General features: G+C 69.7%; 23 protein-coding genes and 1 pseudogene. 14 read left to right on the top strand and 10 right to left on the bottom strand.

From position 1 onward, the window contains the following. Positions 1-138: 138 nt before the first annotated feature. Together ABZ865_RS34505 and ABZ865_RS34500 are read right to left on the bottom strand one after the other, a co-directional pair. Positions 139-447, bottom strand: a pseudogene (locus tag ABZ865_RS34505) (MFS transporter); the annotation flags it as partial. A 182-nt stretch (positions 448-629) separates the two neighbouring features. After that, positions 630-2,258 (bottom strand): IS200/IS605 family accessory protein TnpB-related protein, encoded by a 1,629-nt coding sequence (locus tag ABZ865_RS34500; protein WP_361239270.1) that lies wholly within the window; start codon positions 2,256-2,258, stop codon positions 630-632. 347 nt (positions 2,259-2,605) lie between these two features. On the opposite strand from ABZ865_RS34500, the gene ABZ865_RS34495 reads away from it, so the two are divergent. From ABZ865_RS34495 to ABZ865_RS34485, 3 genes are all read left to right on the top strand, one after another. Then, entirely contained in the window at positions 2,606-3,004 is a 399-nt protein-coding gene (locus ABZ865_RS34495) for a VOC family protein (RefSeq protein ID WP_361239268.1), read from the top strand. Between the two features lie 41 nt (positions 3,005-3,045). Next, positions 3,046-3,789, top strand: coding sequence for a VOC family protein (locus ABZ865_RS34490; protein WP_361239266.1), 744 nt, complete (start codon positions 3,046-3,048; stop codon positions 3,787-3,789). Between the two features lie 232 nt (positions 3,790-4,021). Beyond that, the gene (locus tag ABZ865_RS34485) at positions 4,022-5,227 is read left to right on the top strand and encodes a hypothetical protein (RefSeq protein WP_361239264.1); all 1,206 of its coding nucleotides are present in this window, start codon (positions 4,022-4,024) and stop codon (positions 5,225-5,227) included. A 108-nt stretch (positions 5,228-5,335) separates the two neighbouring features. Here ABZ865_RS34485 and ABZ865_RS34480 read toward each other — a convergent pair whose 3' ends face one another. Further along, positions 5,336-5,713 carry a VOC family protein gene (locus ABZ865_RS34480; RefSeq protein WP_361239262.1) on the bottom strand — a complete coding sequence of 126 codons (378 nt, stop codon included), beginning with the start codon at positions 5,711-5,713 and terminating at the stop codon, positions 5,336-5,338. Between the two features lie 61 nt (positions 5,714-5,774). Next, positions 5,775-6,401 carry a 3'-5' exonuclease gene (locus ABZ865_RS34475; RefSeq protein WP_361239260.1) on the bottom strand — a complete coding sequence of 209 codons (627 nt, stop codon included), beginning with the start codon at positions 6,399-6,401 and terminating at the stop codon, positions 5,775-5,777. A 191-nt stretch (positions 6,402-6,592) separates the two neighbouring features. On the opposite strand from ABZ865_RS34475, the gene ABZ865_RS34470 reads away from it, so the two are divergent. Together ABZ865_RS34470 and ABZ865_RS34465 are read left to right on the top strand one after the other, a co-directional pair. Continuing rightward, positions 6,593-7,498, top strand: coding sequence for a poly-gamma-glutamate hydrolase family protein (locus ABZ865_RS34470; RefSeq protein ID WP_361239258.1), 906 nt, complete (start codon positions 6,593-6,595; stop codon positions 7,496-7,498). Between the two features lie 142 nt (positions 7,499-7,640). After that, a complete protein-coding gene (locus ABZ865_RS34465) occupies positions 7,641-8,168 on the top strand; it encodes a dihydrofolate reductase family protein (RefSeq protein ID WP_361239256.1) in 528 nt (175 codons plus the stop codon). Between the two features lie 55 nt (positions 8,169-8,223). Here ABZ865_RS34465 and tsaA read toward each other — a convergent pair whose 3' ends face one another. Further along, entirely contained in the window at positions 8,224-8,628 is a 405-nt protein-coding gene (gene tsaA / locus ABZ865_RS34460; RefSeq protein WP_361239254.1) for a tRNA (N6-threonylcarbamoyladenosine(37)-N6)-methyltransferase TrmO, read from the bottom strand. A gap of 183 nt (positions 8,629-8,811) precedes the next feature. Between tsaA and ABZ865_RS34455 the strand changes: the two genes are divergently transcribed. The 3 genes from ABZ865_RS34455 (at position 8,812) to ABZ865_RS34445 (ending at position 13,179) form a co-directional block, all read left to right on the top strand. Further along, complete coding sequence (locus ABZ865_RS34455; RefSeq protein WP_361239253.1) at positions 8,812-9,333, top strand: CbrC family protein; 522 nt, start codon at positions 8,812-8,814, stop codon at positions 9,331-9,333. Positions 9,334-9,735: 402 nt separating this feature from the next. Then, on the top strand, positions 9,736-11,241 hold the full coding sequence (locus ABZ865_RS34450; protein WP_361239251.1) for a hypothetical protein: 1,506 nt from the start codon (positions 9,736-9,738) through the stop codon (positions 11,239-11,241). 432 nt (positions 11,242-11,673) lie between these two features. Further along, positions 11,674-13,179 carry an MFS transporter gene (locus ABZ865_RS34445; protein ID WP_361239249.1) on the top strand — a complete coding sequence of 502 codons (1,506 nt, stop codon included), beginning with the start codon at positions 11,674-11,676 and terminating at the stop codon, positions 13,177-13,179. Between the two features lie 170 nt (positions 13,180-13,349). Here the strand turns inward: ABZ865_RS34445 and ligA are convergent, their stop codons facing one another. Beyond that, positions 13,350-15,428 carry an NAD-dependent DNA ligase LigA gene (gene ligA, locus ABZ865_RS34440; protein ID WP_361239247.1) on the bottom strand — a complete coding sequence of 693 codons (2,079 nt, stop codon included), beginning with the start codon at positions 15,426-15,428 and terminating at the stop codon, positions 13,350-13,352. 399 nt (positions 15,429-15,827) lie between these two features. Here ligA and ABZ865_RS34435 point away from each other — a divergent pair, with 399 nt between their 5' ends. Both ABZ865_RS34435 and ABZ865_RS34430 read left to right on the top strand, forming a co-directional pair. Next, positions 15,828-17,234, top strand: coding sequence for a N,N-dimethylformamidase beta subunit family domain-containing protein (locus ABZ865_RS34435; protein ID WP_361239340.1), 1,407 nt, complete (start codon positions 15,828-15,830; stop codon positions 17,232-17,234). Positions 17,235-17,596: 362 nt separating this feature from the next. Then, positions 17,597-18,223: a hypothetical protein gene (locus ABZ865_RS34430; protein ID WP_361239245.1), complete on the top strand. Its 627-nt coding sequence runs from the start codon at positions 17,597-17,599 to the stop codon at positions 18,221-18,223. A gap of 34 nt (positions 18,224-18,257) precedes the next feature. On the opposite strand, the gene ABZ865_RS34425 is transcribed toward ABZ865_RS34430, so the two are convergent. Next, the gene (locus ABZ865_RS34425; protein ID WP_361239243.1) at positions 18,258-19,535 is read right to left on the bottom strand and encodes an NADH:flavin oxidoreductase/NADH oxidase family protein; all 1,278 of its coding nucleotides are present in this window, start codon (positions 19,533-19,535) and stop codon (positions 18,258-18,260) included. Positions 19,536-19,630: 95 nt separating this feature from the next. Here ABZ865_RS34425 and ABZ865_RS34420 point away from each other — a divergent pair, with 95 nt between their 5' ends. Next, complete coding sequence (locus tag ABZ865_RS34420) at positions 19,631-20,257, top strand: TetR/AcrR family transcriptional regulator (protein ID WP_361239241.1); 627 nt, start codon at positions 19,631-19,633, stop codon at positions 20,255-20,257. A gap of 292 nt (positions 20,258-20,549) precedes the next feature. On the opposite strand, the gene ABZ865_RS34415 is transcribed toward ABZ865_RS34420, so the two are convergent. The 3 genes from ABZ865_RS34415 to ABZ865_RS34405 all read right to left on the bottom strand — a co-directional run bounded on the left by ABZ865_RS34415 (position 20,550) and on the right by ABZ865_RS34405 (position 22,980). After that, positions 20,550-20,978, bottom strand: a complete 429-nt coding sequence (locus ABZ865_RS34415; protein ID WP_361239239.1) for an ATP-binding protein — start codon at positions 20,976-20,978, stop codon at positions 20,550-20,552. A gap of 615 nt (positions 20,979-21,593) precedes the next feature. Then, positions 21,594-22,382: an anti-sigma factor gene (locus ABZ865_RS34410; RefSeq protein ID WP_361239237.1), complete on the bottom strand. Its 789-nt coding sequence runs from the start codon at positions 22,380-22,382 to the stop codon at positions 21,594-21,596. A 25-nt stretch (positions 22,383-22,407) separates the two neighbouring features. Next, the gene (locus ABZ865_RS34405) at positions 22,408-22,980 is read right to left on the bottom strand and encodes a sigma-70 family RNA polymerase sigma factor (RefSeq protein WP_361239235.1); all 573 of its coding nucleotides are present in this window, start codon (positions 22,978-22,980) and stop codon (positions 22,408-22,410) included. 704 nt (positions 22,981-23,684) lie between these two features. Between ABZ865_RS34405 and ABZ865_RS34400 the strand changes: the two genes are divergently transcribed. From ABZ865_RS34400 to ABZ865_RS34390, 3 genes are read left to right on the top strand one after another with little or no spacing between them, the layout of a single operon-like run. Further along, on the top strand, positions 23,685-24,233 hold the full coding sequence (locus ABZ865_RS34400; RefSeq protein WP_361239233.1) for a cupredoxin family copper-binding protein: 549 nt from the start codon (positions 23,685-23,687) through the stop codon (positions 24,231-24,233). After that, the gene (locus ABZ865_RS34395; protein ID WP_361239231.1) at positions 24,230-25,243 is read left to right on the top strand and encodes a metallophosphoesterase; all 1,014 of its coding nucleotides are present in this window, start codon (positions 24,230-24,232) and stop codon (positions 25,241-25,243) included. The genes ABZ865_RS34400 and ABZ865_RS34395 overlap by 4 nt, the downstream gene beginning before the upstream one ends. After that, positions 25,240-25,692: a hypothetical protein gene (locus tag ABZ865_RS34390; RefSeq protein ID WP_361239229.1), complete on the top strand. Its 453-nt coding sequence runs from the start codon at positions 25,240-25,242 to the stop codon at positions 25,690-25,692. The genes ABZ865_RS34395 and ABZ865_RS34390 overlap by 4 nt, the downstream gene beginning before the upstream one ends. The last annotated feature ends 36 nt before the right edge of the window (positions 25,693-25,728 follow it).

Here is a 25,728-nt window from a genome sequence, read left to right as displayed (position 1 = left end):
CGGCTGACCAGGACGATCTCGTCCCCCAGGTCGGTGTGGGTCAGCCGCGCGTCGGTGTGGTGCTTCTTCCACGCGGTGACCCGCCACCAGCGCCGTCTGATCGCCCGCCTGGAGACCGGCCACGGCGCGCGGCAGGTCCTCGGGCATCGCCAGCTGGCGCAGGGCCCCGCGCGCCGCCGTCTCGTACGCCGTCGCGCATAGGAGCTCGGTGAAGGCCAGGCCCAACAGGATCCACAGAGGCGGGTGCCGCAGACAGGCGATGGCCAGACCGGCCATCGCCAGGGCCGCCAGCACCGCCGCGCCGGTCATGAGGCGGCGCCGGTGCGCCCGGTCGGCCGGCACGGCGACGACGGGCCCGAGGAGCACACCGGCGAGGGCGGCAGCGCTGGCGAACACTCCCGCGGTTCCGGGGCCGTGGCCCAAATCCAGGAGCAGCAGAGGGACCACCAGCCCGGAGGCCTGGCTGCCGAGTCCGTCGACGGCGTTGACGCACCACACGACGGCGACGTCGCGCCGGCTGCCCGCGCGCGGCCCGGCGGCGGACGGGAGCGAAGCGACGACCGCGGCGGACGGCCCATCGGCGTTGCGCTGCTCCGGTAATCGAGACGCGTCGATCTCCTCCACCGTTCCTATTCAGTGAGCAGGAGTGGGTCTTGGACCCATGCCTGGTCGCTGCGGGCATCCCGAACGGTGTTGGATGCCCTGGTCACCCGCTTTCGCTCCGCATCCGGTGACACAGATCGTGTCCGTGGTCCGGGGATACGGGGGCGGGTTTCCTCACGCCCTCGGGTGCCCGGTCGGGCCTGGGCGGTCCGATGCCCGCGACGATCACTCCGGTCGTCGCGGGGCGGTGCCGTCCGTCGCCGGATCGGGTGCCCGAGGGCGCGCCTGCCGATCGCGATGCTCGCGGCATCGTGACGGCTGGGTTTCCTGGTCTTGCTGGTGAGGGGCTTCTGCCAGTGCTGGGCGCCCCACTTGCTGGTGTAGGCGGGGTCGACGGCGACGAGGGGAATGCCGAGTTCGGCCGCCATCGACACCAGCCGGGAGCGCAGCCGGGAGGTGGGCATGCCGGAGATCAACTGGCGTAACGTCTTGCGCCGTCCGTGCTTCTCGCGGGTCTTCTCGGCGGTGAAGTCGAGGTCTTCGATGGCGATCGCGAGGCGGCGGCGTCGGGCGAAGTGCAGCAGCCGGATGAGGGCGTGGCGGACCTGGGCATCGCGGTGTGAGGCGCTGCCGGACAGGTCGTATCCGAACCGGAGTGGTTCGCCGACGGGGTTGCCGTGTTCGTCGAGGCGCCAGGCGGCGAGGTGGTCGGCGTTGGTGTCGACGCCGATCATCCCGTGCGCGCGGGCCGCCGGGAGGGGGACGACGGCGGCCGGGGGGATGGTCCAGGAGGCGGTGATATACCAGCGGCCGCGCACGGGGTCTTCATGGATGCGGTAGGCGACGGCCCGGTTCGCTGCGACGCGGTCGCGCCACTGCTCGCCCCGGTGCGCGAACACCACCCTCGCGGCCAGCACGTACCGGCCGTGCGGGGCGTTGGCCAGGTACGCGAGCGGGACGGGGAGTTTGATGCTGACCTCGCCGTCGGGGGTGATGCGGATGGTCTCGTTGCCGTAGCGCTTGCCGGACTCGCCGTCCGCCTGGAGGAACCGGCGCCCGGCCTGCCAGCGGGCCCGCCACTCGGCCTCGGCGAGGCCCGCCGCATCGAGGTGGTGGCGGGTGGTCAGCAGCTTCTTGCCGCCGCGCACCACGTGCACGACGCCAGCCTGCCAGTCGGCCCGCGCCGCTTCCAGCCGGTCTTGGAGGACGTGCAGGCGGCGGGACTTGGCATGCCACTCGCGCGACGAGGAGTAGCCGCCCGGCGCATGCTTGCTGCCCTTGTGCCCGAGCGGGAGGGACAGCCGGTGCGCGACCGTGCGCACCCCCGCCTCCAGGCCCTGCAGATGCGCGAGCTGGGCACGCCGGGCCAGTCCCCACTGGTCGTGGGTGGCCTTCGTGATCGACCCCGCCCACCGGGACGACGACTGCCCCGTCAGCAGCCGCTTGCGCTCCGCCCACGCATCGCCGTCGTGATCGAGTCCGGCCGCGCAACGGGCCTTCAGGTCACGGGAGGCGAGCGAGCCGAGATGGTCACCGACCAGACGCAGCACCTGCTCGTCGTCGGCGGTCAGCCGCTTGAGCCGGTCACGGACCGCCACCCCGGACGGGCCGGACACCACGAACGGTGCCGCCACCTCCCGCAGCCCACCCGCCACGACCACCCTCCCCTCCAACCCCGGCAGAACCCCCACCAAACTCAACGACCGCCACCCGCAAAGGTCACCTATTCGATGAAGGAACCTTTGTTCCTCACCCGCCCACCGCAACCCGGACACTCACTCACGCATGCCAGAACACCCCCGTGCGATGCTCCCAGACAGCAGTTCACAACCCCCGTCGCAAGCCCAACAGCAATCAACCATTCCGCCGAGAACATCCGCGCGGTCGGATCCGATCCGCCGGAGGGGTCCTGGGCGAGCAACCGCGACTGCCGAGCCACGCCACCGGCCCTCTCCAGGCGTAAGCTGCCTGAACCCGCCCATCGTGATGAAAGGGTCATTCTGTGACTTCTCGCCTCAACCCCTACATCAGCTTCCCCGGCAACGCACGACAGGCCATGGAGTTCTACCAGAGCGTCCTCGGCGGCGAACTCGCCCTCAACACCTTCGGCCAGTTCGGCGGCGGCACCGGACAGGACGACAAGATCATGCACGCCATGCTCGAGACGAGCAGCGGCTTCACCCTGATGGCCGCCGACACCCCGCCGGGCATGGAGCACATGCCGGGCAACAACATCGCCGTAAGCCTGAGCGGCGACGACGCGGACGAACTCCGGGGATACTGGGAGAAGTTGAGCGACGGCGCCACCATCGCCGTCCCCCTGGAGAAGCAGGCATGGGGCGACGTCTTCGGCATGTGCACCGACCGCTTCGGCATCACCTGGATGGTCAACATCAGCTGACGACGGAGGTCGTTGCAGAGCGGGTGCATAAGATCACCGGCATGGCGCTGCGACCTGCTCACGTGATCATGAAGGCTCTTGATGCTGCGGCGGTCGGCCGGTTCTGGGCGGAGGCGCTCGGCTGGACTGCTTACAGCCCCGGCGTGACCACCTACGTCGGACCCCCCGGCGGCCTCGTCTGGCCGCACCCGGTCGCCGTCGGCGTCGACGTCGTTCCCGTCCCGGAACCCAAGACGGCAACGAAGAACCGTGTGCACCTCGATCTCGCCACCACCTCTGCGGCCCATCATGCGGAGCTGGTCGCGCGCCTTCAGGCTCTCGGTGCGACGCCCGCCCACGTGGGCCAGGGCGACGACGTACCGTGGACGGTCCTCGCCGACCCGGAGGGCAACGAGTTCTGTGTGCTGGAGCCTCGGGGGATCTATCGGGACACCGGGCCGATCGCCGCGGTGGTGGTCGACTGCCTGGATCCGCGGGCCATGGCCCGGTTCTGGGGTGAGGCGATGGACTGGACCCTGCACAAGGTGACCGACGATCAGGCGGCGCTGCGCTCCGCCAAGGGTGTCGGCCCCTATCTGGAGTTCCTCCGCACGCCTGACGTGAAGACGGTGCCGGACCGCGTCCACCTCGACCTGCTGCCGTACCCCGGTGACGACAATGCGGCGGAGGTGGCCCGGCTGCGGGCCCTCGGCGCCACCGACCTCGACGTCGGCCAGGGCGACGTCCCCTGGACGTGCCTGACCGACCCCGAGGGCCACGAGTTCTGCGTATTGGCCCCGTCCTGACGCGCAGCCGGCGGATCGGGAGAGTGCGATCCGATCCGGCCCGGGGGAGCGGCCGAGATTTCGCTTGCTCGTCACCTCCAGGACGCCATTGACGCCATGTCCCCCTTCCCGAGGGTCCAGTTCACTGGGGCGCCGCCCCCCTCAACCGGACCTGAAAGAGGGACGCATGTCGAGACGCATGCCAATGCGTGGGCTTGTCACGCTTGTTGCCGTCGGTCTTGCCACTTCCGTGATGCCGACCGCCACGGCATCGACGGCCGGCAGTCCACTGAGGCTCGCGGTGTTCGGGGACTCGCCGTACGGCAAATCGGCGTACGCGCCCGCCGGGCAGACCGCCGACACCTCGCAGTTCCAGAAGACCCCGGCATTCATCGGCACCGTCAACGGTGACCCGACGATCAGCGACGTCGTCCACGTGGGCGACATCCACTCGGGCAAGGAGTTCTGCACCGACGCCTACGACGCCTCGATCGCGTCCACGTGGCAGGCCTTCACCAAGCCGCTCGTCTACACGCCCGGCGACAACGAGTGGGCCGACTGCCACAAGGCGTCGAGCCTCGCCTCACCCGGCCAGGGCGGGGGCTTCTACGACCCGGCCACCGGTGCGATCAAGTACATCGGCGCGAACGGCCTGACGACCGACACGGCGGACTGTGTCAGCTACCACTGCGGCAACCCTGTCGACAACCTCGCCCGAATCCGGCAGGACTTCTTCGCGCGGCCCGGCCACACCCTCGGCAGCGGGACACTGAACGTGGTCTCCCAGGCCACCGCCTACGATCCGGACCACCCGGGCGACGCGCAGTACGTCGAGAACGTGAGGTGGACGCAGAACGACATCCTCTTCGTGACGATCAACGTTCCGGGTGGCTCGAACAACGACACGGACCCCTGGTACAAGACGCCGACCGCGACTCAAGCGCAGACCGACGAGCGGACCAACCGGACCGCGGCCGACGTCCGCTGGCTCGATGCTGCCTTCGCCGACGCGCGGGCCAGGCACGCCAAGGCCGTGGTGATCACGGCACAGGCCGACATGTGGGACCTCGACGGCAAGACCAAGGACCACCTGACGAACTACGAGCCGATCATCAGCGAGGTCGCGGCGAAGACGACCGAGTTCGGCCGTCCGGTGCTGATGCTCAACGGCGACTCGCACCTGTACCGCTCGGACAACCCGCTGTCGCCGACGGCTTCGTGCACCGGCGAGACGGAACCGGCCACCGGCGCAGGCGTGTGTGCCCACGATCCGGGCAACAACGCGTGGAACGAGCACCCGTACTACAACGTCTCGAACTTCCACCGGATCGTCGTGCACGGCAGCACCACCCCGCTGGAATGGCTGAAACTGACCGCAGACCCGAACGCCGACTACGCCGTCAGCGACACGACGTACGGCCCGTTCAGCTGGCAGCGGATGCCGCAGCCACAGCTCTAGGACCGCTGAGCGGACACGACCGGGGTCCCCGCCGCGGCTTCCGCAGCATGTGGCTGCGCGGATACGTCTTCCCGGGGACCGCTGGGCGTTGTCTCCCGCGGCTCGTGTTCAATGACGGACCAAGCAGAACGGATGGCCTGCGGGGTCGGCGTATACCCGCCAACTCCGTCCGTCCGCACCGTCGTCCAGCACTCTGGCGCCCCGGGCCAGCACCTGTTCCTGAGCACGGTCCAGGTCGGCGACACCGAAATCCAGATGGAACTGCTGTGGCCGGCTCGGGTCCGGCCACAGCGGCGGCTGGTATTCCGCCACCCGCTGGAAGGCCAGGACGAAGCCGGACGCCGTGTGCAACGTGGCCCATTCCTCGCTGAGCGCCCATCGCCGATCCGGCTGGTTGACGACGCCGCCGAGGAGCGACTGGTAGAACTCCGCGAGTTCGCCGGGGTCGGAGCAGTCCAGCACCACGCACTGCAGATCAGCGATCATGATGGGAGATCCTAGCGACGTCGTGACCAGTTGGCCGGGGTGCACCGAGTCATCAGCCCGATCAGTTCCCAGTGGGTCGTCCTGCCTCGCTTGCGTAGGGCGGAGTTGCCGAACTCCCCACGGCCCAGGCCCCACGCTCTGCGAGATCGAGTACGAGGGCCGCGATGTTCCACGCGTCGTCCTCGCCGCTGTGGTGCCGGCCCTCCAGCGGCAGACCGGCGATGCGCAGTGCGCCGGCCATGCCGGGGCGCTTGCGGAGCCCGTACGCCTCGGTGAACACGGCCTTGGCGTTGGTGTGCGCCGCCTGCGCGGGGCGCCCGAACGGGTACGGCACCGAGCCGGCCCGGCACTGCCGCTCGAACTGGTGCCGGTCGTAGTCACCCCAGCTCGCCCAGGGGCGCTCCCGCGCGTCGTACTCCTCGACGAGCATCTGGCACGCCTCGGCGAACGAGACGCCACCAACCACCTCCGCCTGCGTCAGACCGGTCAGTTCGGTGCAGAAGTCGCTGACCCGCGAGCGCGCCGGCCGCACCACGATGCGATGCCGGGACACACGGCGCCGCGCCGCCAGATCGACGACGGTGAGCCCGATCTCGATGATCTCCCCCGTCTCCCCCGGTGGGGGCTGCCCCTCCCAGCAAGTGGCCTCGACGTCGATCACGTTCAGGAGTGCGGGTTCGTGGTCCATGCACGGCAGGGTAGGAAGCTCCGCAGAGTCGGAGCATCCGAATTTCTGCGGGTCCCGCGCGTCCCGCAGGTCCCGCGCGTCCCGTGGTTTCGCGCGCTCCGGTCCGAGGCGAGGCCCAGGAGGCACCCGGAATGTCATGTTCATGGGGGCCCGCCGACGGGGTCCCTCGGGCCGTGTTGCAAGATCGCTCCATGACCAACACCAGCAGACGCACCGTCCTCGCCTCTGTCGCCGCCGTCGCCGCCGGCCTGCCCACCCTCAACGCCGTGATGGGCAGCGGCGCCACGCCGGCCGCGGCAGCCGACCTGTACGGGTCCAACACCGAGCTGTACACCCGTACCGCCGCCAAGGAGGGCACCGACTGGATGCGCCGGTTCCGCATCGGCGCGCCGGTGCAGATCACGGACAATGCCAAGGCCACGAGCAGCCCCGTCAGCAGCACGGCGGTGATCGCGCCGCACGGCGGCGGAATCGAGGCGGGCACGAGCGAGCTGTGCATGGCCATCGCCGGTTACACGCCCTTCGACGCCAACACCGACCCGGCGAGCGCGGCGGTGCCGGGAGAGCCGCAGCGGGACTACTGGATGTTCGAGGCGCTTGCCAACTCGGCCTCGCAGCACGTCACTTCCACCCACTGTGACGACCCGGCCGCCCTCGCCGTCTGCGCCAACAACCTCTACGCCGTCTCCCTGCACGGCTTCGACGACACGACCGTAAAGAAGATCAACATCGGCGGCGCGGACGAGCGGCTCAAGCGCAACCTGATGGCGGCCTTCACGAAGTACGGTCTGACCTCCCCCGCGACCAACGCCGACTGGAACGTGACCGTGGTCTTCGCGGGCGCCACCGACCCCATCAACGGCGACGATCCGGCCAACATCGTCAACCGCACCCGTACCGGCGCCGGTGCCCAACTGGAGCTGTCCACGGCGCTGCGCGCGGCGATGTTCGGTGACTTCTCCGGCGCGGCCAAGCGCAGGACGACGGCCGGCGTGCCGAGTACCGACAGCCCCTACGCCGACCACTTCTGGAACGGTTTCGTGAGCGCCGTCCGCGAGGCGATCAAGAACCACGAACTCGGCCTCGACTCCCTCTAGTCCGCCACCGTCACCGTCACGTCACCGGCTCCGCCTCCGCGCCTCCGCGTCCGGTCCGGCAACCGGCCGCCGCGGAGGTGGGCCGTCGACGGTCCCTGGGAGCAGGCGTCCCCCGCCTGCTCCGCTCAGGCCACCACCGAAGGTGCTCTGGCACTTCACCATGTCGCTGGACGGGTTCGTGGCGGGGCCGAACCATGCAATGGACTGGATGACGGGCTTCTCGTTCCGGCCCGGCCTCATCGAGGAATACGCCGAGACGACGGGCGCCGTGCTGGGCGGTCGGGAGGGCTGGGACGCCTACCCCGATGCCGGCACCATCTACGGCGGCGTGTGGCAGGGGCCGCTCTTCGTCCTGACACACCACCCTGAAGACGCTCAGCCCGCCGACGTCGTGACGTTCCTGAGCTGCGATGCAGCCGAGGCGGTCCGGATCGGGCTGGAGGCCGCCGGAGGCAAGAACCTCGAGGTCTTCTCGCCCACCATCGGCCGGCAACTCCTTGAGCGCGGACTGATCGACGAGATCGACCTGCACATCGTGCCGGTGCTGCTCGGCGACGGGATCCGGCTGTTCGACAACCCCGGGGGCGCCCCCGTCCGCCTTGAGCTGCTCAATGGCGACGATCACTCAACGGCGGTGAACCTGCGCTACCACCCGGTCGTGACCAGCTGATGGATTTCTGATCCCGTGGTGACCCGCAGGCGCCTGCGGCCGGCTGTCAGGAGCGTCAGCGATCAGAGGTGAGCAGGGGTTTGATGTCCAGGATCGGGGTCTTGTCGAGGGCCTCGAGATTGCGGACGTGGATGCGCGTGCCGGCGACGGCGAGGATGCGGACGGCATGCAGACCGATCGGGTTGGGACGATCGGGCGCACGCGTCGCGAAAACACCCGTGAGGGGCCGGCCGGCGTCACCACGCGGGTGCACGGTGAGCGTGTCGCGGTCGGCGCGGTCGAGCCATGTGAGCAGCAGTACGTCAGCGCCGGGCATCAGGCCATTCAGAGCGGGGGCGTACCGTTCATCGAACACGAGCCAGGCATCAGGCGCTCCCTCATCCGGCTGCCGGGGCGCCGCAGCCCGATCGGTCAGCGTCGACTCGACACGCCCGATCGGGCGCAGCGTGTACGTGGTCACGATTCCTGGCTCCCTTCCAGAGCAAGCATTCCGGTCGCACTGGCCCCCGTCACTGCGGGATTCAGCAAGTCCTCCCACACTGACCGGAACCTCAAGAGCCGTCGGGTCCGGCCGCGTTGCTGACATACTGCACCCCATGGAAGGGAAGAGCGTGGCCACCGACGTACCGACCAGGCACCAACCGTGAGCGTCGGCCTGCCCTTCTTCCGCTACCACCCCGACCCCATCGCCAGCGGGTCCATTCGCGCGAGCGGCGAGACGTGCGCCCGATGCAACCGCGCCACGGGATGGATCTACACCGCGACCTTCTACACCGCGCAGGAAGTCAGTGGACGCTTCTGCCCGTGGTGCATCGCCGACGGCACCGCAGCCGAACAATTCGCCGGTGAATTCGCCGACTCCTACGGGCTCGGCGGCGTCAGCGAGGAGACCCTGCACGAAGTGACCCGCCGCACTCCCGGCTTTCACGCCTGGCAGGACCCGCACTGGCTCGTCCACTGCCATGACGCGGCCGCCTTCCTCGGCGAAGTCGGCTACACCGAGCTTGCGGCGCACCCCGAAGCCCTCGAACAGCTCCGACTCGACCTGCGTCTGGCCGGCTGGTACGACGCCGCCCAGCTCGAGCGCTTTCTGACCCACCTCGGCGACGGAGATACCGCCATTCTTCGTCGTCGAGGTAGCGCCGTCGTCTGCCGGCTCGGATGACTAGCCATTCACGGATCGCGAGCGGAGCCGCCAGAGTCGGATCGAGGCGACGTTGACGGTGCCGTGGAGCGCCTTCGCCTTTCAAGGCAAATCCCGCAGACCGCTGGGGCAACCCACCTCCGCTCCGACTACCAGCGGCGAGGCGGACGCATCCACCGGCATGCGCGCGCGACTGACAAGTACATGCAGTCTCTCGATCATGATTGCTAATGTTCTTCACTCATGTGGCTGATGTTGCGTCAGCCATGCTTGAGTGAAAGGCTCCAGATGGGAAGACCCTCCCGCAAGGCACGCTTCGTCGCCCGTGCGTTGGCGACCGGCGTGCTGCTCGGGCTCGTGCCAGTGTCGAATGCCTCCCCCGCCGCGGCGGCTGACGATCCCACCACCGCCTACGAAGCGGGTATGCCAGACGACAGCTTCGACGCTGAAGGCGCTGGGGAACAGGACGACTTCGTCGGTGCCACCTCGACGGGGACCGCCGCGTTGGTCGCGGGTCGCGCCGGGGATTTCCAGCTCAAGAAGGGCAGCGATCTCAGCGGGCTGGTGTCGCAGTTGGACGCCGCATTGCCCAAGGAGACTCTCAGCGATCTCATGATGGTGGAGAACACCAACCGGGACGCCGCCTGGGACGACGCATGCGGCACCAAGACGATCTACGACTCCGACCTGGCGCCCTACCACCGCGTCTGCTGGAAGAGCGATGACGCCACGTCCACGGAGTGGGTGCCACAGGCCATCACCGGTGTCTCGGACGCCCAGGAGGACGAGAAGTGGGGGGCCTCCAATTCCAACCCGCTGGCCATCGGCTCCTATGACGCGGAGAACCCAGGACGCAGCGACTACGCCTCGGACGGCATGAACTGTCTGCTGCCTGCCGCCGACGACGCCTGCAACGAAAAGGGCGTCCGCGTCAGTTTCTTCAACACGACCTCGCACGAATACCGTCATGTGCTGCTTGTCTGGCCGTACGTCAACTCCAAGAACCACATCTCCTTCGATGCGCTGCACGCGAGCGAAGGCACGTGCGTATCGGGTGCGCCCGTGACGAAGTCCTGCGCGGCACAGAACGGCATCCACGCGGGCGGCATGGCCTGGTACGGCAACTACCTGTACGTCGCCGACACCGCCAACGGCCTGCGGGTGTTCGACATGCGCCAGATCCTGGACCTCAATCCGGACAACGACGACGCGGTCAACGACCCGACGCCCGACGGACTGGAGAGTGACGTCACGGACAAGAAGCTGATCGGGCGCCAGAGCAACGTCTGGTACAGCTTCGGCTACCGGTACGTCATGCCCCAGGTCGCCTCGCTGAAGATGACGACGGCGAAGAACGCCGGGGACACGGACAAGAACCAGTGCTACTCGACCGGACGCCCCAAGGTGTCGTACGTCTCCTTGGACCGCACCGGCACGGACCACATGGTCATCGGTGAGTACTGCAACCTCAACGGCGGCGGCGACAGTCCCGGGCGGGTCGCCACCTACCCGATGACCGCACTGACGGCAGCCGTCGAAGGCTCGGCGGGCACCCTGGCCAACGCGGACGCGGCCTACGGCCTGCCCGCCACCGGGACGTTCAACGGCGAACCCTTGTGGCACAAGATCCAGGGCGTCATGCGGTACGAGGGCAAGTGGTACTTCCACCGCAGCAACGGCTACAGCACCGGCCGCCTCTTGCAGGCGACCGTGCAGACGGTCGACGGCACCGACCGTCTCGTCGCCGGTTCGACCGTCCTGAAGTCGGCCATCGGCCCCGAGGATCTCTACCTGACGCACGGCCGGACCACCGACCTCCCGCCTCAGCTCTGGTCCCTGAGTGAGCACGCGCCGAGCGACTGCTCGTCGTGCAAGCGGGAGATCTACAGCTACCAGATGAGTGATGTGATCGGCGGATTCGGTTCCTAGGTGTATTGATCACCAGCGTTGCCAACGCCTTCCGGGAACGTCGGTGACACGCGTGTCGGGCGCTTGAAAAGGTGAGGGCCTTCTGGGTTCGGTGAAGACTGCGACATCCATCGCCGACCGCCGGGAGGCCCTCGAGCCCCACCCTCATGCCACGCTGACCCCGACAGGGCTCCTACGACTGGCCGGTGCGTCGTGGACGGCGGCTGACGGTTACGCAGGGCCGCGCCCTGCCCGCCACCGAGGCGCGCGATGCGCGCCTGCGCCGCGAACGCCGCACATCAATGCAAAGCCGGCGCCTGTCCTGCACCCGGTGTGCGCCTCGCCATCGGCCCGGCATGTCGCGTTTTGATAAAGATCGGCGACAAGCGGTACTCGGAGGTGCACAAGCCGCGCGAGGGGCTCCTGCGGCTGATTGCGAGGGAGGCGGCAGCTGTGGCATCAGCCGACGGTGAAACCGTCACCGAACACGAATGGCAGGCGCAAAGACGCCACCGAAACCTGTTCCGGGCGGTCTACCGCCGGACTCACCCGCGGCTGCGCCGCAGCGACATCACCGTGACCGACGAGCGCCTGGTGAGGCGCGCGGTGAAAGCGGCGGCCCTCGGAAACGCCATGGAGTGGTTCGACTTCGGGATCTACAGCTATCTCGCGGTCACCATCGGTAACGTCTTCTTCCCCGCGGGCACCCCGACCGCCCGCCTGCTCGCCTCGTTCGCCGCCTTCGCCATCGCGTTCCTCGTGCGCCCGCTCGGCGGGATGTTCTTCGGGCCGCTCGGTGACCGCATCGGCCGCAGGACGGTGCTGGCCACAACGATGATCACGATGGCCCTCGGCACGTTCTGCATCGGACTCATCCCCAGTCACGCGACCATCGGCAACTGGGCACCCGCCCTCCTGGTCTTCTTCCGCCTGATCCAAGGGTTCTCCACCGGGGGTGAGTACGGGGGCGCGGCGACCTTCATGGCCGAGTACGCCCCGGACCGGCGGCGTGGTTTCTTCTGCAGCTTCCTCGAGCTGGGAACCCTTGCCGGCTACGTCGCCGCGGCCACCCTGGTGACCGTCATGACCGCCCTGCTCGGCGAGGGGACGATGAACGACTGGGGCTGGCGCGTCCCGTTCCTCGCCGCCGGACCTCTCGGCCTCATCGGCGTGTATCTGCGGATGAGGCTGGACGAGACCCCCGCCTATCTGAAGCTGGAGGCCCAGCACACCGCGCCCATCTCGTTCGAGCACGGCAACCCGGACGCACGCCCCGGCAAGGAGTTCCGGCGGATCTTCGCCGAGCAGTGGCCGGCGCTGCTGCTCTGCTTCGGCCTGGTCGCGGCGTACAACATCAACGACTACATGCTGCTGTCGTACATGCCCACCTACCTGACCACCAAGCTCGGGTACGAGGAGACGCACGGCCTGGTGGTCCTGCTGGTGACGATGGTGGTCCTGATGGCCGTCATCACCTTCGTCGGCCGGCTCAACGACCGGGTCGGCCGTAGGCCGCTGCTCATGGCCGGAATGGCGGGCTACTTCTTCCTCTCGCTCCCGGCCTTCCTGCTGCTGCGGCAGGGGAGCCTCGCGGCCGTGATCGTGGGCATGGCCATGCTCGGCTTCTCGCTGGTCTGCCTGCTGGGAACCATGTCCGCGGCGCTGCCCGCACTCTTCCCCACCGAGGCGCGGTACGGCGGGCTGGCCATCGGCTACAACCTCGCGACCTCCCTCTTCGGCGGCACCACCCCCCTCGTCGTCACTGGCCTGATCAGCGCGACCGGCACGGACCTGATGCCCGCCTACTACGCGATGGCGGCCGCACTGGTCGGCATGGTGTGCGTGTACCTGATGAAGGAGACGGCGCAGCGCCCCCTCGATGGCTCGCCGCCCGCGGTGGCGACCGAGGAGGAGGCACAGGAACTCATCAACGCCCGCTTCCCGGCATCCCCTTACTGACGAACAGCCCACGCTTCACGCCGTCCCTGACGCACGGCTGTCGGCAGCGGCTGCTGTGCCGAGCGACTGGGAACGTTCGCCGGACCAGGTCGATCAGTCGCCGACGCGGCGCGGCGCGGTGGCTGCGCATACGCGCGACGCGCGACGTGTCGGTTCGGCCAGCCCTGTGGTCAGGTGAGGTAGTCGGCGACGAGTGCGGCGAAGTCGTCGGGGGTGGCGAGCCGGATGCCGAGGTCTTCGGCCTTGGCGCGCTTGGATCCGGCGTTGTCGCCGGCGACGACCAGGCTGGTCTTCTTGGACACGCTGGAGGAGGAGCGGCCGCCGGCCCGTTCGATGAGTTCGTTCATCTGGTTGCGGCTGAGCTGTTCCAGAGGCCCGGTCATCGTGCCGGTGACCACGACCGTCATCCCGGCGAGCGGACCGGCGTCCGGGGCGCTGCCGGTCCCGGTGTCCGCGGCGGCCGCCGACGGGGGAGTGGCGCCCGGCTCGGTCATGTTCACACCGGCCGCGGCGAGCTTGTCGATCAACGGGGCGAGTTCGGTGAGTTCGGCGACGATGGACGGGGCCTTCTCGGCACCGATGCCGTCGACCGCCTGCAGAGCGTCGGCGTCGGCGGCTCGGATGTTGTCCATGGTCGCGAAGTGCCGGGCGATGCGCCGGGACATGGAGCGGCCCGTGCCGCGGACGCCGAGGGCGCACAGCACCCGCGACAGCGGCCGCGTCTTGGCCGTGGCCAGGGCGGCGAGCAGATTGTCGGTGCTGGTGTCGCCCATCCGCTCCAGCGAGAGGAGTTGGTCGCGGGTGAGGGTGAACAGGTCGGCGAGATCGGCGACCAGGCCGGCCTCGACGAGTTGCACGACGCGGGTGGCGCCCAGCCCTTCGATGTCGAGCTGGTCGCGGCCCGCGGCGTACGAGAGGGAGGCGACCAGGTGGCAGTTGCGGCCCTGCTCGCAGCGCCAGCGTTCCTCGCTGGTGTCGATGCCGGACCCGCACCGCGGGCACACCTCCGGGAAGGCGATGGGCTGTTCGGCGCCGGTGCGCAGATGGGAGACGGGGGCCTCGATGCGGGGGATGACGTCGCCCGCGCGATGGACCATGACGTGGTCGCCCAGGCGCAGGTCGCGGCGGGTGATGTCGGCCGGGTTGTGCAGCGTGGCGTAGGTGATGGTGGAGCCGTCGATCTCGACCGGCTCCAGGACCCCGCGCGGGGCGATGATGCCGGTGCGGCCCACGTTCCACTCCACCTCGAGCAGGCGGGTGATCTTCTCGACGGCGGGCAGTTTGTAGGCGATCGCCCAGCGCGGGGCCCGCGATCCGGATCCGGCGGCCTGCTGGTCGGCGGCCAGGTCCGCCTTGATGACAATGCCGTCGATCCCGAACGGCAACTCGGCACGCAGCGAGGCGATCTCCTGCACGCGGGCCAGGACCTGCTCGATCGTGTCGGCGGTGACGCCGGGCACCGCGGTGGTGGCGGTGGTGTTCACACCCAGCTCGGCGACCAGGGCCATGAGCTCACTGTGGGCGAGAACGGAAACGCGTGTGGCCAGGTCGGCGTCGGTGGCGGACGTCGGCAGCAGACCGTAGCCGAAGAAGGTCATCGGCACGGTGTAGGCGCGGTCCTTGGCACGCAGGGTGCCCGCCGCGGCGTTGCGCGGATTGGCGAACGGCTGCCCGCCGTGTGCGGTACGCACCTCGTTGGCGTGCTCGAACTGGGCGGTGGTCATCAGCACTTCGCCGCGTACTTCCACGGTGACCGGCTCGGACAGCGCGGACGGCAGGCCTTCGATGGTGCCGATCGCGTGGGAGACGTCCTCCCCGGCGATCCCGTCGCCACGGGTGATCAGGCGGGTCAGCCGGCCCTGGGTGTAGCGGGCGGCGACAGCCAGTCCGTCGAGCTTCGGCTCGACACTGAAACGTTCCGCCTCATGGCCGATCCGGCGGGCCAGCGAGGCCGCCCAGGCGGCGAACTGCTCCGGCGAGAACACGTTGTCCAGGCTCAGCATCGCCACCGTGTGGGGCACATCGCCCTCGACCGCGCCACCGGCGACCTTTCCGGTGGGGGACTGGGGCAGCACCTGATCCGGATGCTCGGCCTCCCATGCGGCGATCCCCTGGACCAGCAGGTCGTAGGCCTCGTCGTCCAAGGGCGAAGTGCCGTCCGCGTAGTAGGCGGCCGCCGCACTCACGGCATCCTCGACCGCCTGCGTGTAGGCGGCTGCGTCCACGATCACTGCTGCAGAAGTTGTCATGTCCGGCATCTTGCCGCCCACCACTGACAGTGGGCCCAGCCCTGCTGGTCACCCGTACGACGTCCGCCGTCCCGTGCTGCTGTCCTGACAGCGTCTGACGGCACCGGCCATGTCACCCGTTCGGCCGCGCCGCCGAACGGCCCGGTCAGGCACCCGCGGCTGCCTCCTCACCAGCCTTGGCCCGACGAACGCGAGTTGCGCCGGACGCGCGGGCGTGGGGACGCTGGAGCTCACGTGCATCCGGGAGGTGAAGTGGCTCCGGCACACGACACCACGCCGTCGGACGACCTCGACCGGCGGCGATTCCTCACCCTGTGCGCAGGCGTCGGCCTCGGCACGACCGCCGCATGCACGGCGGCCCCGCCACATCCGCACGCCACGGCGGGCCCTGACGCGCGGCTGAGGCCGGAGGCGGAAAGGGATGCCCCGGGCACCGGCGACTGGCGTCTGGCCTCCACAGGTCCGCCGGACGCCGTGGCCGGCTACACGGACCGGGTGAGCGTGCGGCCGGGCGAGGAGTTCGGGCTGCATGTGTCGACCACCGCCACGTCGTTCCGGGTGTCCGCCATCCGGGTCGGCTGGTACGGGGGCCGGGAAGCTCGCCGGATATGGAGGTCCGAGCGCATTCCCGGCCGCGCCCAGCCGGCCCCGCGGCTCCTGCCTGCCACCCGCACCGTGCGCGCCGACTGGCCGGTGACGCTGCCGGTGGACACCTCGGATTGGCCGGAGGGCGCCTATCTGCTGCGGCTGGAGGCGGACACCGGGCACCAGAGGTACGTTCCGCTGATCGTCCGCTCCACCACGGGCGCTGGCCGTACCGTCCTGCTGCACGCCGCGGCCACCTGGCAGGCGTACAACCGCTGGGGCGGCAGCAGCCTCTACAACGGCGCGTCCGGCGCGTACGCCACCCGCTCCCTCGCGGTGAGCTTCGACCGCCCCTACGACAGCTCAGGCGCCGAGAAGTTCCTGGTGTACGAGCGAGCGCTGGTGGTGCTCGCCGAGCGCCTCGGCATACCGCTCGCCTACACCACCGGCGTCGACGTCCACCGTGATCCCGAGGTGCTGCGCGGCGCGCACGCCGTCGTTTGTCTGGGCCACGACGAGTACTGGACGCCCGAGCAGCGAGCCCATGTGACCGCCGCCCGGGACGCCGGGACGAACATCGCCTTCCTCGGCGCGAACACCTGCTTCCGCCGGGTCCGGCTGGAGGCCGGAGAGAGTGCGGACGGCCGTACGGTGGTCTGCTACAAGAGCTCCTACCGCGCCGATCCGTGCTACGACTCCCACCCCGCGCTGGTCACCACCGACTACCGGCTCCCGCCGGCTCCGGATCCCGAATCCTCCCTGACTGGCGTGCTCTACGAGGGCTTTCCGGTCGACGCCCCCTATGTCGTCCGGGTCGCCGATCACTGGCTGTACGACGGCACCGGCGCACGCTCCGGGGACGCCTTCGCTCATCTCGTCGGCGTGGAGTACGACCGGATCACACCCGGCGCCCCCACGCCGGGACCGCTGGAGATCATCGCGCACTCCCCACTGGTCTGCGGCGGGCGGCCCAGCCACAGCGACTCGGCGTACTACACGGCCTCCGGCGGCGCGGGCGTGTTCGCGACCGGCACCATGCGCTGGGTAGAGGGCCTGGTGGCCGGGACGGGCACGCTGGGGCGCGATCACGGCATGGACGCCCGCACCCGCACCTTCGTCACCCGCACCACGGAGAACCTCCTGCGGACCTTCGCCCAGGGCGCCGCCGCCCGGCACGCCCCACCCCCGCGCTCCAACGTGAGCGCGGTGTACGGCACTTGACGTCGGCTCATGTCCGGTTCCACCTCGTCGCGGTCTGCTGTCCTCCCGACCGGGTGTGCTTCCCGCAGGCGACATGATCGGCAGCGCTGCAACGCGCGCGACACTATGACAGTGGACGCGAATGACGAGGCCTGCGATCAACAGGTGCCGCTGCCTCCAAGACCAGTTCTGCCGGACATCCTCGCGGCCTCTACTCGAAATCACTCACGATAGAGAGGCCAGAGCCAATCTCCGGGCCCTGGCCGCGATTTCGTGAGTTCCGCAGGTCATCCACAACCAGGACCCTCGTCTACCCCTCACCAGGGCGGAGCCAAGTCACCCCGGCCCTCACGTGGACTCGGTGCCGAACTAGTCTTCGGACCATGGCCTTGCGACCTGACGAGTTCTACGACCACGCCCTTGCCGCTGCGGATGGTGAGCGCCGGCTCCCGCTCGCGCGCATGACAGGCTGGGACATCAGCCCGTTCGAGTCGGACGGATTGCGCGTCGCGCCGCTGCGTCCTCCGGTTCTGCCCGAGCCTCCGCGACACGGCGAGGACCCGTCGAACTGCGACTCGTGCCGTGACCGAGACAATGGGATCTGGTTCAACGACAGTTGGCGGCTCACCCGGATCACGGGAGTCGGCGTGCCGCTGGTGCTCATGCTGCATCCGCGTCAGCACTACGACATGGCTGACCTGCCCGATGAACTGGCAGCCGAACTGGGGGTCCTGTCCACTCACATCGTCCGCCACGTGCAGGCCCTGCCGCACATTTCGCGCGCACACGTCTACCGCATCGGAGATGGAGGCGCACACCTGCACATCTGGTTCTTCGCCCGACCCGAGGGACAGACCCAGCTGTACGGATCATGGATGCCCGTCTGGGACGATCTGCTGCCGGAATACCCAGCAGACGTTGCCGAGGCAGATGCGGCGATCGTGGCAGACGCATTGGTCGCCTCCATCGGGGGCCGTCGCTCGGCCGCCGACGAAGCGCCGCACGACTGATCTGCCGGCGGACGCCGGCGCTCAACCTCGACCCTCACGATGCCGTGCCGGCGCTCCTGGCGGGCAACGCCGCGGTGTCCTGTGCGGTGGGCAGCCAGGCGCGGTAGCGGCGCAGTGCCCGGCGTTGTTGACGCTGCTCGGAGAGCAGGGCGTAGACCGGGTGGGTGCCGGGCCGGGGGCTGCTTCCGCGGGCCAGGCGGCGCAGCTGGTGGCGGACCTGCGCCATGCCGGCGGCCGAGGCGAGGGCCTTGTCGGACCAGGTCACCGGGCGCAACGGTCGGTCGGCCTCGCGACCGCGGCGCCAGCGGTCGGGCAGGTCCGGGGTGACGGCGAGGGCGGTGCCCATGCCGATGAGCGCCACGCCGCTGGCGAGGACCTCTTCCGCGGTGTCGCGCCGGGTGATGCCGCCGGTGAGCATCAGCGGCAGCGGGCTGGTCTTGACCAGGTCCTTGGCCAGGTCCAGGAAGTAGGCCTCGCGGGCCTGGGTGCGCGCGTCGGCGGGGCGGCCGGTCATCGCGGGGCTCTCGTAGCTGCCGCCGGACAGTTCGACCAGGTCGACACCGAGCGGTTCGAGCATCTCGATCACCTGGCGTGCGTCGTCGGCGTCGAATCCGCCGCGCTGGAAGTCGGCGGAGTTGAGCTTCACCGCGACCGCGAAGGAGGGGGAGACGGCGGCCCGGACGGCGCGGACGACGTCCAGCAGCATCCGGGCCCGGTTCTCCAGCGATCCGCCCCACTGGTCGGTGCGCTGGTTGACCAGGGGCGACAGGAACTGCGACAGCAGGTAGCCGTGGGCGGCGTGGACCTCCACACCATCGAACCCGGCCTGCTCTGCGCGCTGGGCGGTGACGGCGTACCGGGTCACGGTGGCCGCGATCTGCTCCGGCGTCATGGCGACGGGGCGGCCGAAACGGCTGCTGCGCTTGCCCAGGTCGACGCCGACCGCGGACGGGCCCCAGACGACGCCGGGCATGTCGGCCTGGACCTGGCGGCCGGGGTGGTTGATCTGCATCCACAGCGCCCCGCCGCCGGACTTGCCGGCCTTGGCCCACTCGATGAACGGCTCGAGCGGCGCGGCCTGGTCGAGTACGACGCCGCCAGGACCGGTCAGCGCCTCGGCGTGGACCATGACGTTGCCGGTGATCAGCAGTCCGCTACCGCCGGCGGCCCAGCGCCGGTACAGCCCGAACAGCTCCTCGTCCGGAAGCTGGCCGTCGCCGGCCATGTTCTCCTCCATGGCCGCCTTGGCGATCCGGTTGCCCAGCACCTGCCCGGAGCGCAGGGACAACGGCGAGAACAGCTCGCTGGTCATCCGCGTTCACCTCTTTCATCTCCATCGCATACAATGTGTGCACCGTTCACATTAGGGCGACGATGTAAGCGCTGCAAACATGAGGGGTGTGACCTATGTCGCAAGCGAGCAGCTCGTATCACCACGGCGATCTGCGCGCGGCCTGCGTGCGTGCGGCACGGGAACTGCTCGAGGAGGACGGCAGCGCCGCGCTCTCGCTGCGGGCCGTGGCCCGGCGGGCGGGCGTGTCGCCGACGGCTCCCTACCGCCACTACGCCGACCGTGACGCGCTCGTCTCCGCGGTCGCCGCGCAGGGCTACCGTGAACTCGCCGAGCACCTGGCCGCGGCGCACCCCTCGCCCGCGACACCCGACGAGCTCGCCGCCGTCGCCGTCGCCTACGTCCGCTTCGCGCTCGACCACCCGGCGCTGTTCCGGGTGATGTTCGCCGAGCCCTGCGATCCGACCAGCGAGGAACGGGTCAGCGCGACCGCCGCCATCTCGGAGTACGTCCGCGGCATCGTCCGCACGGTCTTCCCCGGCGCCGATGCGGAAGCGCTGTCGACCACGGTGTGGGCCCTCGTCCACGGCCTGGCATTCCTGCACCTCGACGGCAAGCTGGACACCTCCACCCCCGAGGTGGTCGCCGAGCAGGTCCGCTCCGCCGTCCAGGCGCTGTTCACCGCTGCCCCGGCCATGTCGCAGTCGGCGGCGGCCGCACCCTCCGGGCGGGCGACGGCATAGGGGCAAGCCCGCCTTCTGTTGCGTGAGTGGCGGTCGCTTGGGCGCCGGATATGGCCTTTGCGGGCGCCGGGGAGAGGTCCGCAGGCGCCCTGACGATGTGTCAGAGTGCGTAACACGGGTCGTCGTTGCGGTGGCGCAGGCCTGCAGGAGGCGAGAGGGGTGCCCTGTGTGGCGCCCGTATCCGATCTTGAGGAGCCCCAACACGTGAAGGCACTGGAAGGCCCCGCTCCAGCGCGCCCAGGTCAACCGTGGCCGACAACGCCAGGAGCGGTCTTCCGGAACGCCGGGGCGGTCATGCCGGGCACTTCAGGCACGCGCGGACTTCACGTCCACTGCGTGTCTGGTGGATCTCGGTCGACTGTGCGAGGTACTGGACGATGCCGGTGCCACGGCCGTGTTCGTCCGGGGCGATGTCGTGGGGGCGGTGTTCCACGGCCATTCCGGAGTCACTGACCACAATGTGCAGGGTGCCATGGTCGAGGGCGAGCAGCAGCGTCATGCGTTCGCGGCCGTACAGGGCGGCGTTGGCGGCGAGTTCGTCGACGATGAGAACGGCGGAGTCCCGCTCCCCGGCGGGAACACCCCAGCATTCCAGCAGTTCTGCCGCGAAGTGCCGGGCGGCGGAGACATGGGCCTCCTGCGCGGGCAGGGTGAGCAGCGCCTGGTGGCGGCAGGGCTGGGGGAGCGGTGGGCTCGTCGGGGGAGAATCGGTCACGAACATGGTCTTCTGGCTCTTCTGTGGGTGTGTGGAGGCCGGAACGTCGGGGACCGCCAAGGACGCCGAGGGACGGTCGCTATGCCGGAATCTGTAGGTGGCGCTCATTCATTTGCACGGGCGACGGATGCCGGACGGTTCGAGTTATTCGCACCTTTTGTCGGAATTCTTGGGGTGATCGTCACTCCCCGAGGACCGGGTGAGTTCGCTCGGTCTGGCGGGGCTCGATGTCGTACTGGACGGGCCGGGCAGATAGGTGGGGGCGATGGCGTGGATGACGCTGCCGCCCGTGCAATCGGGCGTCCGGGCCCGGCCTTTGCGGTCACCGGGTGAGGCGGGGCAAGGGGTCGGCCGTGCAGCGGTCCCGGGCGGACCCGGCCGCCAAGCCCGGCCGCCAAGCCCGGGCGGTGCCGTGGCGGGTCGCCGAAATCGATGCCCCAGGGCGGGGCGGGGTGCTCGGTCGCGTTTTCGGTCGGCGGCACGCGGGTGTCAGGCGCGCAGCGTGTCCCCGTCCGCCAGGAGCGCACCAGGCCGCCCCGGGGGCGCGGCGGGCGCACCGGAGGAGTCGAACGGGTGCGCCAAGAGCCCGCCCGACCAGTCGTCGGGCGGGCTCCGCTCGCCTCACGCCCGGATCGTGACCAGCTTCTGACCGTTGCCGGCGACGATCTCGAAGTGCTCGATGGCTCCCGGTGACATGGGGACCGCCCCTGGGATCGTGGTGCCGGGAGGATACTGGCCCGCCCGCCAGGTGGCGGCGTCCGCCCTGGTCCCGCCGGGTCCGACCGCCTGCAGTCGGCAGATGATCCCGGCGGGCGCTCCCTTGGCGGAGACCTGCAGGACACTGCCCCAGGCGGAGGGCGAGACCTTCACCGAGGCGGTGACGCCGGTGGTGGGATCCGCTCCGGAGAAGGTGCGCAAGGGAGCCGGCGTGGTCGGTGCGGGCCGTGTCGCCTGACTGCCCACGGATCCGATGGTCGCCAGCCAGGTGCCGCCGGCCGCTGCCGCGATGAACGTCAGGGAGGCTGCGGCGCCGGCCAGTTGCAGCCGCCAGGTTCTGCGGCGCCGGGCCGCGGCCTGCTGGAGCAGTCTGTCGAGCAGACCCGCCTCGGGCGCCTTTGGCACCACCGGCCTGTCGGGCCGTGCGGGCGGGGGGCCCTGTGTGCTCTCGGCTGCCCGCGCCACCAGCTGATCGGCGAGGTCCTCGCCGGCCACAGGCGTCGTCTGGTCCGCGGCTTCGGCGGCGGTGACCGTGGCGAGCAGCGCGGGCAGTCCTGCCAGCTGGGCATGTTCTGCCCGGCAGTCGGCGCATTCCGCGAGGTGGGCGCGTACCCGTTCCATGTCGTCCGGGGGCAGCGCACCCAGGACGTATCCTCCCAGCGCCACTCGGAGGGCATCGTGGTCCGCGCTCATGGCCCACACCTCCCACATGCCCTGGTCATGGCTCGATGCCCCGTTCCTGGAGCGCCAGCCGCAGGGCGTGCAGGGCGTAGTACGTCCGCGACTTCACGGTGCCCAGGGGGATGCCCAGGACCTGTGCGGCCTGCGCCATGGTCCGGCCCCGGTAGTACGTCTCCAGCAGGACGGCGCGGTGGTCCGGGGACAGCGACCTGAGGGCGTCGGCCACCGCCCAGCTCTGCAGCGCCTGCTCGATCTGGTCCTCGCCCGGTGTCTGCTCGGCGACCCGCTGAAGGGACTCGCCGCCGACCTCCGTCGGCCGGGCCTGCCGGGCCCGGTGGGCGTCGATGACCAGGTGCCGGGCGACCGTACACAGCCATGCCCGGGGCGAGCCGCGCGCGGGGTCGAACGCGTCGGGGTGCTGCCACGCTCGCAGCAACGTCTCCTGTACGACATCCTCGGCCCATTGCCGGTCTCCTGAGGTCAGTCGCAGCACGTAGTGGAACAGGGGTCCTGCGTGCTCGGCATACAGAGTGCGAAGCAGTTCCTCGTCGGTGGTCGAGAGTTTCCCTCTACCCGAGACACGGGGCGCGGAGCGATCCGGATCGGCCATGGGACCGCGTTTTCGGGAACTCCAGGGCATATGCAGATCATCACCCATAATTAGCGTTTTTGTCGCATTACGCGCTGCGTGGTGCCGGTGACGCCGTGTGTACGGGCGCTGCGGATCCGGGGGCCCTGCCAGGCCCACCGCTCCGCCATCCGGCCATGGGTGCGCCGCCTGCGAGGGGCCGGCCGAGCCGCAGCGACCAAGAAGAAATATCGCAAAAGGTGTGAATCATCCGAACCATCCGACACCCGCCGCCCGTGGAGCCAGATGAGAGCCGGCATACGCGGCATCACTCATCCGTCCCCCACGCGGCAAGGAATGATCAGACGTGACCGAGGGACACCCCGCGCGGCACGCGTTCACGGCGCCGGCCGCGCTCGCCCCAAGACCACACGTCGAAGCCTCCGTCCGAGGGCAGCCCCGTCCCGCGACCCACACCCCCACGGCGACGGTTCGACGTCACACTCGACGCCTCCAGCGCATTCGCCCCCCGCCGACCAGCGATGCGTCACTCGCGCGCCAGGGCGGCGAACTCACCGCCTGCCGCCGGGGCTTCCCGCCGCACAAGACGCAGCGCCGAGCAAGACGCATCGCGCAGCACCCGCCGCACAGCACAGCGCAGCGCAACGCAGCACAGCAGGGCGTTGCGGACGCGGGTGCCCGGCCTGCGCATCCCCATCTCCACCCGACCAGGAAGAACGAACACCATGCATCTGAACCCTCGTACACCAGGCCGGCGATCACGTGTCGCGCCCGCACTGGCCGTCGCCGCCCTCGCCACCGCCGGCGCACTGGGGCTCCTGAGCGCGTGCGGCCAGTCGCATTCCTCGCCCGCCGGTGCCAACGCCATCACGCCCGGCCCGGGCCAGCACCAGATGGCTGGGATGCCCGGTGCCACCGGTACGGACAACACGGCAGGCTCCCCGGCCGGCACCTCGCCCATGCCCCACATGAGCATGCCCACGAGCCCGGGCAGGGCCGCGTCGGCCGCGCCGGTGACCGGGGAGGCGGTGGCGATCAAGAACTTCGCCTTCTCCCCGGCCACGCTGAAGGTCAAAGCGGGCACGACGGTGACCTGGACCAATCAGGACACCGACGCCCACACCGTCACCAGCGCCGGGTCGGGTGGCCCGCTGCGTTCGGCCGCCCTGGCCACCCACGCCACCTACCGCCACACGTTCACCAAGCCCGGCACCTACGCCTACCTCTGCACCATCCATCCGTTCATGACCGCCACCGTGGAGGTGACCCCATGACCGAGCACCACGACCGTCACGACCAGGCATCCGCCGGCGATGCGTTGCAGCCCCCCGAAGAACCCACGGAACACGGCATGTCCAGGCGCCAACTCCTCCGGCACGCGGGCTGGTTCGGCGGAGTCGTGGTGCTGACCGTGGCCAGCGGAGAGGTGATCAGCCACATCGCCGACTCCCAGGACACCACCGCCGAGGCCGCCGACGGGGCCTCCGCGACGGGAAGCGCCGCCCTGCGGTTCGTACAGGTCTCCGACAGTCATATCGGCTTCAAGGGCCCTGCGAACATGGACGTGGCCGGCTCCTTCACCGAAGCGATCAACCAGGTCAACTCACTCGGATTCAGGCCCGACTTCGTCATGCACAGCGGCGACCTGACCCACCTGTCCACAGCCGCGCAGTTCGACCAGGTCAAACAGATGATGACGGGCCTGCAGACCGACCGCGTCTTCACCGTACCGGGCGAGCACGACTCCATCGGGGACGCGGGCCGCGCCTACCGGCGGACCTTCGCCGCCACGGGCACGCTCGGCGACGGCTGGTACAGCTTCGACACCCACGGCGTGCACTTCATCGCCCTGGTCAACACCCTGAGCCTGGAAAAGCTCGGCCATCTCGGCAACGAACAGATCGACTTCGTACGCAAGGACCTCGCGGGACTGTCCTCGGACACCCCGATCGTGGTCTTCAGCCACATCCCGCTGTTCGCCATGTACCCACAGTGGGGCTGGAGCACGGACGACGCCTTGAAGGTCATCGCGCTCCTGCGCCGCTTCTCCTCGGTCACCTGCCTCAACGGGCACGTCCACCAGCTGTTCACCAAGACAGAGGGCAACATCACCTTCCACTCCGCCACCACCACCGCCTACCCGCTGCCCAAGCCGGGCCGGGCCCCCGCCCCCACCCCGCAAGTCGTGCCCGCCCGACAGCTCAAGGACGCACTCGGCATCCGCACCGTCGGCTATCGGCAGGGCGACCGCGAACTGGCCGTCAAGGATCAGAGGCTGGCATGAACACCCGCCAACTCCATGCGCTGGCCCTGCGGTCGGCCATCGCCGCCACGCTCGCCGCAGGCGGATACATTCACGCTCAGCTGTACATCGACGAGTACCGCTTCATCCACATCGTCGGCCCCTTGTTCCTGCTCCAGGCCGGCGTCTCCTTCGCCCTCGCCGCCCTGCTGCTGATCGGGACGCCGCTCCTGCTGCGAGCCGCCTCAGCCGGTGCGGCGCTCGGCGCCCTCGGCGGCTTCATCGCCTCGCGCACCGTGGGCGTCTTCGGATTCACCGAAAAGGGTCTGCAACCCGCCCCACAAGCCATCCTCAGTCTCTTGGCCGAATCCGGCACACTGCTGCTCCTCGCCATCTGGCAGGCGACCGTGATCAGACATCGCCGCACTGCCCGACCGCCCACCACCACACCCCACCGGGATCGGGCCGGCATCAGCACAACACCGAACTGACCCGGCATGCCCGCGCGCCCGTCGAGGTGAAACCTC

Origin of the sequence: Streptomyces sp. NPDC047085 (assembly GCF_040643735.1) — a bacterium.
GTDB lineage: Bacteria > Actinomycetota > Actinomycetes > Streptomycetales > Streptomycetaceae > Streptomyces.
Note: the sequence above shows the minus strand (reverse complement) of the source record. Positions and strands in the feature narration are given on the sequence as shown.

What these genes read in the sequence shown, in the direction of transcription:
- ABZ865_RS34490 (WP_361239266.1), top strand. Translation starts at nt 3,046, where the DNA reads ATGGCGCTGCGACCTGCTCACGTGATCATGAAGGCTCTTGATGCTGCG.
- ABZ865_RS34485 (WP_361239264.1), top strand. Translation starts at nt 4,022, where the DNA reads ATGCCGACCGCCACGGCATCGACGGCCGGCAGTCCACTGAGGCTCGCG.
- ABZ865_RS34480 (WP_361239262.1), bottom strand. Translation starts at nt 5,713, where the DNA reads ATGATCGCTGATCTGCAGTGCGTGGTGCTGGACTGCTCCGACCCCGGC.
- ABZ865_RS34475 (WP_361239260.1), bottom strand. Translation starts at nt 6,401, where the DNA reads ATGGACCACGAACCCGCACTCCTGAACGTGATCGACGTCGAGGCCACT.
- ABZ865_RS34470 (WP_361239258.1), top strand. Translation starts at nt 6,593, where the DNA reads ATGACCAACACCAGCAGACGCACCGTCCTCGCCTCTGTCGCCGCCGTC.
- ABZ865_RS34450 (WP_361239251.1), top strand. Translation starts at nt 9,736, where the DNA reads ATGCCAGACGACAGCTTCGACGCTGAAGGCGCTGGGGAACAGGACGAC.
- ligA (WP_361239247.1), bottom strand. Translation starts at nt 15,428, where the DNA reads ATGACAACTTCTGCAGCAGTGATCGTGGACGCAGCCGCCTACACGCAG.
- ABZ865_RS34430 (WP_361239245.1), top strand. Translation starts at nt 17,597, where the DNA reads ATGGCCTTGCGACCTGACGAGTTCTACGACCACGCCCTTGCCGCTGCG.
- ABZ865_RS34425 (WP_361239243.1), bottom strand. Translation starts at nt 19,535, where the DNA reads ATGACCAGCGAGCTGTTCTCGCCGTTGTCCCTGCGCTCCGGGCAGGTG.
- ABZ865_RS34420 (WP_361239241.1), top strand. Translation starts at nt 19,631, where the DNA reads ATGTCGCAAGCGAGCAGCTCGTATCACCACGGCGATCTGCGCGCGGCC.
- ABZ865_RS34415 (WP_361239239.1), bottom strand. Translation starts at nt 20,978, where the DNA reads ATGTTCGTGACCGATTCTCCCCCGACGAGCCCACCGCTCCCCCAGCCC.
- ABZ865_RS34410 (WP_361239237.1), bottom strand. Translation starts at nt 22,382, where the DNA reads ATGAGCGCGGACCACGATGCCCTCCGAGTGGCGCTGGGAGGATACGTC.
- ABZ865_RS34405 (WP_361239235.1), bottom strand. Translation starts at nt 22,980, where the DNA reads ATGGCCGATCCGGATCGCTCCGCGCCCCGTGTCTCGGGTAGAGGGAAA.
- ABZ865_RS34400 (WP_361239233.1), top strand. Translation starts at nt 23,685, where the DNA reads ATGCATCTGAACCCTCGTACACCAGGCCGGCGATCACGTGTCGCGCCC.
- ABZ865_RS34395 (WP_361239231.1), top strand. Translation starts at nt 24,230, where the DNA reads ATGACCGAGCACCACGACCGTCACGACCAGGCATCCGCCGGCGATGCG.
- ABZ865_RS34390 (WP_361239229.1), top strand. Translation starts at nt 25,240, where the DNA reads ATGAACACCCGCCAACTCCATGCGCTGGCCCTGCGGTCGGCCATCGCC.